This window comes from Halolamina salina (assembly GCF_042678005.1).
Classification (GTDB): domain Archaea; phylum Halobacteriota; class Halobacteria; order Halobacteriales; family Haloferacaceae; genus Halolamina; species Halolamina salina.
Genome location: NZ_JBHUDH010000033.1, coordinates 3,013 through 9,884, shown reverse-complemented (window position 1 = coordinate 9,884; position 6,872 = coordinate 3,013). Strand labels below are relative to the sequence as shown.

8 protein-coding genes are annotated in these 6,872 nt (G+C 70.5%); 5 read left to right on the top strand and 3 right to left on the bottom strand.

Translation table 11 applies throughout. The annotated features are described in order from the left end of the window. The 3 genes from ACFR9S_RS03985 to ACFR9S_RS03975 form a co-directional block, all read left to right on the top strand. The coding region (locus ACFR9S_RS03985; RefSeq protein WP_379818108.1) for a hypothetical protein at positions 1-412 on the top strand (412 nt) is incomplete at its 5' end. A gap of 41 nt (positions 413-453) precedes the next feature. Beyond that, the gene (locus ACFR9S_RS03980) at positions 454-1,458 is read left to right on the top strand and encodes a WD40/YVTN/BNR-like repeat-containing protein (RefSeq protein WP_379731507.1); all 1,005 of its coding nucleotides are present in this window, start codon (positions 454-456) and stop codon (positions 1,456-1,458) included. A gap of 165 nt (positions 1,459-1,623) precedes the next feature. Then, entirely contained in the window at positions 1,624-2,712 is a 1,089-nt protein-coding gene (locus ACFR9S_RS03975; protein WP_379731508.1) for a geranylgeranyl reductase family protein, read from the top strand. Between the two features lie 19 nt (positions 2,713-2,731). On the opposite strand, the gene ACFR9S_RS03970 is transcribed toward ACFR9S_RS03975, so the two are convergent. After that, entirely contained in the window at positions 2,732-3,775 is a 1,044-nt protein-coding gene (locus tag ACFR9S_RS03970; RefSeq protein ID WP_379731509.1) for a glycine cleavage T C-terminal barrel domain-containing protein, read from the bottom strand. Between the two features lie 47 nt (positions 3,776-3,822). Further along, on the bottom strand, positions 3,823-4,122 hold the full coding sequence (locus tag ACFR9S_RS03965) for a DUF6432 family protein (RefSeq protein WP_379731510.1): 300 nt from the start codon (positions 4,120-4,122) through the stop codon (positions 3,823-3,825). A 133-nt stretch (positions 4,123-4,255) separates the two neighbouring features. On the opposite strand from ACFR9S_RS03965, the gene ACFR9S_RS03960 reads away from it, so the two are divergent. Both ACFR9S_RS03960 and ACFR9S_RS03955 read left to right on the top strand, forming a co-directional pair. Continuing rightward, a complete protein-coding gene (locus ACFR9S_RS03960) occupies positions 4,256-5,554 on the top strand; it encodes a DUF7093 family protein (RefSeq protein WP_379731511.1) in 1,299 nt (432 codons plus the stop codon). 42 nt (positions 5,555-5,596) lie between these two features. Next, entirely contained in the window at positions 5,597-5,977 is a 381-nt protein-coding gene (locus ACFR9S_RS03955) for a DUF5611 family protein (protein ID WP_379731512.1), read from the top strand. Here the strand turns inward: ACFR9S_RS03955 and ACFR9S_RS03950 are convergent. Then, a complete protein-coding gene (locus ACFR9S_RS03950) occupies positions 5,974-6,711 on the bottom strand; it encodes an SDR family NAD(P)-dependent oxidoreductase (protein WP_379818107.1) in 738 nt (245 codons plus the stop codon). The genes ACFR9S_RS03955 and ACFR9S_RS03950 overlap by 4 nt on opposite strands. Positions 6,712-6,872 lie beyond the last annotated feature (161 nt).

Genomic DNA, 6,872 nt, shown 5'->3' with positions numbered 1-6,872 from the left:
CGGCCCCGCCGCCTGTGCGGCCCCCGAGCGCGCCCGGCTCAACCCCTTCGCCGAGCCGCCGGTGTCGATGACGGTCATCCGGGCCAGCGGCGACGAGACGGAGACGCGCTGTAGCCTCGACGCCGAGGCCGTCGCCGAGATTCCCGAGCTACAGAACCCCCTCGACGGGCTCGCCGACGCCGACGACGGCGAGCGCGTCGAACGCGGGCTCTCGATTGCGACGGGGAGGCAGATATCGAACCTGTTCACCCGCCAGTGTGACGGCGACGTGGGCGGGATCTACCGCTACGACGGCGCCGCCTACCTGATCGGCCTGACCTACCGCGATCAGGCGGACCACGAGGCCCACCACGAGCACTTGGCCGAGAGCGCGACCGACACGGAGACGGAGAACGGAACGAGCGAGCAGTAGCGGACCTCACCTTTTCGACGCTCCGCGCCCTCCACCCGGCCATGTCCACCGCCTACGCCGCCTACGAGGACGCGCTGTTCGTCGTCGACGCGGACCGCGGAACGATCGTCCGCGAGCAGCGGTTCGACTCCCGGCCCGAGTGCGTCGCCGTCGCGGACGGCGCCGTGCTCGTCGGGACGTTCGAGCACGGCCTCCAGCGATCGACCGACGCGGGAGCGTCGTGGGAGCGCGCTGACGGGATCGAGCAGGACGCCGTCACCTCGCTCGCGGTCGATCCGAACGACCCAGCCACCGTCTACGCCGGTACCGAACCCAGCCGCCTCTACCGGAGCACGGACGGCGGCCGGACGTTCGAGCGACTGCCGGGACTCACGGATCTTCCCTCCTCCGACGAGTGGTCGTTCCCGCCCCGGCCCGACACCCACCACGTTCGCTGGATCGAGCCTGACCCGAACGATCCGGGTCTCCTGCACGTCGCCGTCGAAGCCGGCGCGCTCCTGCGTGCCCGTGTCGACGCGGACGGGAGCGTCGACTGGACCGATCGCGTGCCCAGTGGCCGTCGGGACGTGCACACGATCGCGACCCACCCCGGGATTCCAGACCACGCGTGGGTCGCCGCGGGCGACGGCTACGCCGAGAGCACGGACGCCGGCGAGTCGTGGCGGCACCCACAGGACGGCCTCGATCACACCTACTGCTGGAGCGTCGCGGTGGGACTGAACACTGAATCGACCGCGCGCTCGCCGCCACGGGTTCTGCTCTCGGCCGCGGCGAGCGCGCGCGAGGCACACCGCGTCGGCGAGTCCTACCTTTACCGCCGCGACGACGGCACGTGGGAACGGCTCGACGGTCGCGGGATTCCGACCGGCGAGGGAGTGTATCGCGCAGTGATCGAACGCGGCACGGACGAAGCGACGTTCTGGGCGGCGAACAACCACGGGCTGTACCGTACCGCCAATGGTGGCGACGCCTGGACCGAGATCGACGTATCGTGGCCCGACCGCGTCAGCGAACAGACGTGCCGCGGGCTCACGATCGTCGACTGACCCCCCGAGTTCAAGTACCAGAGCGCGACCACCACCGTCGATGCAGTAACCCACCGCGCGGGTCGAACACGGCCGGAGTCCGACGCACCGGCCCGCGATAGGGAAGCGCGTCGGCTGTCAGCCCCAACCGCGAGGCATATGTCCGGAGCCCGGATAGTCAGGGGTATGTACGACTTCGCCGTCGTCGGCGTCGGGCCCGCCGGCGCGCGCGTCGCCCGCCGCGCGGCCGAGGCGGGCTACGACGTGGTCGCCTTCGAGCAGGGGGAGATCGGCACGCCGCTTGCCTGTTCGGGACACGTCTCGAGGGACATCTGGGAGTACACGCCGGAGGGCGCCCGCGAGGAACTGCTCCAGAACGAGGTGTACGGCGCCGACTTCCACGTCGGCGGCCCCGAGAGCGACGCCTACCCCTTCTACAAGGACGAGCCCGTCTCGAACGTGATCGACCGCGAGGAGTTGGACCGAACCCTCGCTGACGCGGCCAGCGACGCCGGCGCCGAGATCCACGACGGCCACACCGTCACGGGCGTCGACGAGCGGTCCGACCGCGTCGAACTCACAGTTTCGCCGGACGACGGCGACACGTTCGCGGTCGAGGCGCGGATAGTCGCCGGCTGTGACGGCCCCGTCTCTCGGACCAGGCGCGCGGTCGACCTCCCCGAACCCGACGAGACACTCCACGGCGTGCTGGGATTCGACCCCGAGCCGGACCACGGCGACTTCGTCGACGTCCACCTCACGGTCCCGAGCTTCTTCGCGTGGCGCATCCCGCGGGGCGAGGCCGGCGTCGAGTACGGGCTCGCGGTCCGGCCGGACGCCGAGAGCGACGCCCGCGCCCGGTTCGACCGCCTCGTCGACGCCTACGGCGCCGAGATCGACCGCTTCTGCTCGGGTGCGATCCCGATCGGCCCGCCGGATTCCGTTACCTCCCACCGCGTGTTTCTGGTCGGCGACGCGGCCGCACAGACGAAGCCGTTCACCGGCGGCGGTATCCTCTACGGGATGCGCTCGGCAGACCACGCGGTCCGGGCGATCGACCCCGACGATCCTGCCACGCTGTCGGCGTACGAGGCGGCGTGGCGCGACGAGCTCGCGACGGAGATCCGGCTCGGCCACTGGCTGCGCCGTGCGTACTCGCTCCCGGAGCCGATCCAGCGACTCGGCCTCCGACTCACGTCGGGGGAGATCGGGGTCCACATGGATCGCCCGACCACGCTGTTCTCCCGGGACCACCTGCGGAGCTACCTCCCCTGACTGCCCGACTGCGTACCGCTCAGTACGACGGGAGCCGCCCGGACTGTTCACCGCCCTCGACGAACGGGAGCGACGACCGTGTCGCTTGGATCTCCCCACGATCGGTCCGGACAGCACGGACTGACGCGCCCCGTTCGACCTGCGCGAACGCGATCGACGCCGACAGCGACGGGCTCCACCGCGCCCGCGTCACGCGACCGATCGGGCCGTCCGGACCGAGCACGGCGGCCCCGCTCTCTGGCGTCGGGTCGTCGTCCGTAACGTCGATCCGGAGGCCGACGAGCCGGTGGCTCGGTTCGTTGGTGGTTTCCTCGACACCGGCGACGCCAGCTAATCCGATCGATTCGGGGGACTCGCCCCGGATGTCCGGCTCGAACAGCGGCGTCCCCGCTTCGAGGGTGAGCGTCTCGTACGTCCGGTAGCCGAACGGTGCGGCGCCGTTGCCCCGCGAGAGCAGCGTCATCCACACCTCCTCGGCGTCGTCGGCCGCACAGATCACCTCGTAGCTCTCCTCGCCGCCCGGCGCGTCGCCGGCGACGACGGAGACGCCGGCGTCGCCCATCGACCCCCGGACGAACGAGTACGCTCCCGTCGGCGCGCCGGCGTTGTGCAGCACCGACGCGATCTTCTCGGTCGCCATCGGGCCGTGGACGCCGAACACGCCGAACTCGCTCGTCGCTTCGCGCACGGTCGCGTCACGGTCAGCGGCGGCGAGGCGATGGGCCAGCGGATCGGCACGCCCTGGCGGCGTGAACAGCAGTAGACGCTCCCCAGCGTCGTAGACGAATAGTTCGGTCTCGATCGTTCCGTCGTCGAGTACCAGCGCGTAGCACCCCTCGCCGTCGGCGCCGGGTAGCTCGTTGGTGACTGCCTCCCCGACGACCGCGCGGCGGTCGTCGCCGGTCACGACGACGACGCCGTACCCCATCTCGATGGCGCCGACGCCGTTGCGGACCGCCCGGACCGTCCGCTCGGGCCGTCCGTACTCCTCGACCACCTCGCGGCCGCCGCGCTCGCCGAACGTCGCGCCGTGATCGGCGTGGCTCCCGCCGACTAGCGTCATTACCCCGGGTTCGGTGCCCGCGGGAAAAACTCCGCCGGTTCCGCGGCTCAGAACCCGAACCGGTCCCGGATGATCTCCAGCACGCTCGGCCCCTCGTCGTCGAGATCCTCAGGATCGGCGACGACGCCATCCGCCGGGTAGAGAACCACCCCGTCCCCGTTGCTCTCGACCTCGATCAGTCCCGCGTCCTTGAGATCGCCGAGCGCGGGTTCGAGCCGGTCGATGTCGGCGTCGACCGCCGCGCGCAGTTCGAGCACGCTCATCCCCTCCTCGGCGCGGTCAGCCAGCGCCGCGAGCACCTCGAACTCCACTTCGTCCCTGTCGCGATGCTCCGGACTGACGGCCATACCCGCCCGTGGGAGTGCAAGCGGCTTACCTCTACCGGCGACGCGAGGACGGACGGCTCGCGACCGACGAGTGGCGGGGACGCCACGGCGGGTGGCGGGGTATTTTTAGCCTTCCGCCCGTCTAACACGGGTAATGGGACTCAGGTGTCTGCTCGGACACGACTTCGGCGAGCCGGAGACCGAGCGTGAACGCAACGAGGAGGGTAACGAGGTCGTCGTTACCGTCCGGGAGGTCAAGACCTGCGAACGCTGCGGGGAGAAGCAGGTAGTCAGCGAGAACAAGGAGATCACGTCGATCGATCAGCTCCGGGAGTCGGCTGCCGGCGAGCAGCCACAGGAGGATTCGGCCCCGAAAGTCGGGATCGGAACCGACGCTGAGGAGGAGTGGGGTGACGACGACCTCACGACCGGGCAGACCGAACCCGCGACGGCCGAGACGGAGCCGGAACAGTCCGGCGAGGAGTCGGCCACGGTCGAACCCGACGAGGACCCGATCGAGCGCGGCGTCGCCGACATCATCGAACAGGCCGAGAAGGACGACGACATGCTGGAACAGTCGCCCGAGGAGCCGGATTCGGCGTCCGAGCCGACGGCCGAGGAGGCCGCCGGCGACGAACCGGAAGACGAGTCGGACGATGCCCCGGTCCACCCCGGCCAGCGCTCGGCGGCGGCCGAGGAGTCCGACGCCCCCGATCCGGCGGAGGACGACGGCGTGATCCTCGACGACGACGCGGCGTCCCCGCCCGAGGAGGGTCGCCACCAGTGGGAGGAGGAGGCCAGCCCCGAGGAGGTCCCCGGCGACGAGCTGAGCGTCGGCGACGCCTCGACGCCCGAGGAGCCGGACGAGAACGACGCCGAGATTATCGACGCCAGTAGCTCGCCCTCGGAGTCCTCGCCCGCCGAACCGGAATCGGAGCCGTCGACGCCGGAGGACGAACCCCAGGGGTCCTCGACGCCCTCGGCGGTCGAGTCCGAGGACGCCGAGATCGTGGACGCAGACCCCGAGCCAAGCGGGAGCGAGCCCAGCGAGAGCCAGTCCGAGCCGGCCCCGACCGAGCGCGAGGAGACCGACGAGGGGCACATGCCGTGGCCGGAGGGTCCCGGCGAGGATGAGGGCCACGACGCGACGCCGCCGGAGGGCGAGCCCGCGGACGTGGACTTCGGCGACTTCGTCCCGACCGAGGAGCAGTCGAGCGACCCCGAGGCCGACCGCGCGAACGGCCACCGAACCGACGAGGGCGAGTCCAGCGAGCGGTCGACGGCGCCGACCGCGAACGTCGACCTCGAGCGGTCGAGCCGGGACGCCGAACTCGAGTACTTCTGTCCCGAGTGCGGGCTGACCCGCGACGTCGGCACCTCCTCGATGCGGGCCGGCGACATCTGCCCCGAGTGTCACATCGGGTATATATCTGAACAGCAGAAGGCGGAGTAGCGACCCACAACTCGTAAACCGACCGCTCGCAAACGGGCGGGCATGAAGGAGTACAAGATGCGCCGCGGCGAGACGCTCGAGGAGCGCATCCCGGACATGGAGGCGACCGTCGAGGAGTACTTCGGCGAGATCACCGGCACCGAGGAGTACAAGGGGAGCGACCTCTACGTCGTCGAAGATCCGGACAACCCCGTATTCGAGCGCGTCGTCGCCGGCGCGGTGAAGTACTCGGGCAAGAAGGACTGGCTCGGCGTGGAGTTCGAGGAGCGCGACCCCACCGAGCTCGGTCCCGACGAGCTCGAGGCCGCCGGCGACGCCGTCGACACGAAAAACGAGTTCCTGCTCGAAGCCACGGGGCGTGACGCCAAGTCCCGCCGCGACTCGCTGAAGCGCGAAGTCGAGGACGACGCGCCGGACTACTAGATCGATTCCGGCAGCCAGCCGCCGTCGATCTCCACGTTCTCACCCGAAACGTAGTCGCTGTCGGACCGACAGAAAAAGAGCGCCGCGTTCGCCACGTCCTCGACGGTCGCCCAGCGCCCCCGCGGGGCCTCGTCGGGGAACGCGTCGCTGGTCTCGACCACGTAGGGGGACACCGCGTTGACGGTGATCCCGTCCTCCTGCGTGTCGGCCGCGAGCATTCTGGTGAACATCAGCACGCCCGTCTTCGCGACGAAGTACGGGAAGTTCGTCGCGCCGACGAGCGCCTTCTCGCTGCTCGCGTAGCCGACGTTGACGATCCGGCCCCACTCCCGCTCGCGCATCGCCGGCAGCGCCCGGCGCGAGCAGAGCATCGTCCCGTTCAGGTTCGTCTCCAGCACGCGGTTCCACGTGTCGAGGTCGATCTCTTCCCAGTGTTTCGGCGCGAAGTCGCCGACGTTGTTCACGAGTACGTCGACGGTCCCCAGTTCGGCCTCCACCTGGTCGAACAGCGCGTCGACGCTCTCGGGATCGGTCACGTCGCCCTGCACGGCCGTCGCGTCGGCGCCGAACGCCCGCGCGTCGGCTGCCGTCGTCGCCGCCTCGTCGTCGCTTTTGTAGTAGTGGACCGCTACGTCGGCGCCGACGTCGGCCAGCGCGAGCGCCAGCCCGCGACCCAGCCCCGTGGCGCTCCCGGTCACCAGCGCGACCCGCCCGTCGAGATCAGCGTCCTCCATGGCCCACCGTTCGTCGCGACCCCCAAGCGGGTTTCGCCCGCCCCTCACCCGACCCCGCTCCTTATGGGGACACGTCGCCTCCCCGAAGCTATGCGCAGGCGCGAGGCGCTGTCGCTGCTCGGCGGCGCCGCCCTCCTCTCCGGCCGGGTCGCGGGTCACCC

Excerpts from the sequence above, each read along its gene's own strand:
- ACFR9S_RS03955 (WP_379731512.1), top strand. The coding sequence starts at position 5,597 with ATGAAGGAGTACAAGATGCGCCGCGGCGAGACGCTCGAGGAGCGCATC.
- ACFR9S_RS03970 (WP_379731509.1), bottom strand. The coding sequence starts at position 3,775 with ATGACGCTAGTCGGCGGGAGCCACGCCGATCACGGCGCGACGTTCGGC.
- ACFR9S_RS03960 (WP_379731511.1), top strand. The coding sequence starts at position 4,256 with ATGGGACTCAGGTGTCTGCTCGGACACGACTTCGGCGAGCCGGAGACC.
- ACFR9S_RS03950 (WP_379818107.1), bottom strand. The coding sequence starts at position 6,711 with ATGGAGGACGCTGATCTCGACGGGCGGGTCGCGCTGGTGACCGGGAGC.
- ACFR9S_RS03975 (WP_379731508.1), top strand. The coding sequence starts at position 1,624 with ATGTACGACTTCGCCGTCGTCGGCGTCGGGCCCGCCGGCGCGCGCGTC.
- ACFR9S_RS03980 (WP_379731507.1), top strand. The coding sequence starts at position 454 with ATGTCCACCGCCTACGCCGCCTACGAGGACGCGCTGTTCGTCGTCGAC.
- ACFR9S_RS03965 (WP_379731510.1), bottom strand. The coding sequence starts at position 4,122 with ATGGCCGTCAGTCCGGAGCATCGCGACAGGGACGAAGTGGAGTTCGAG.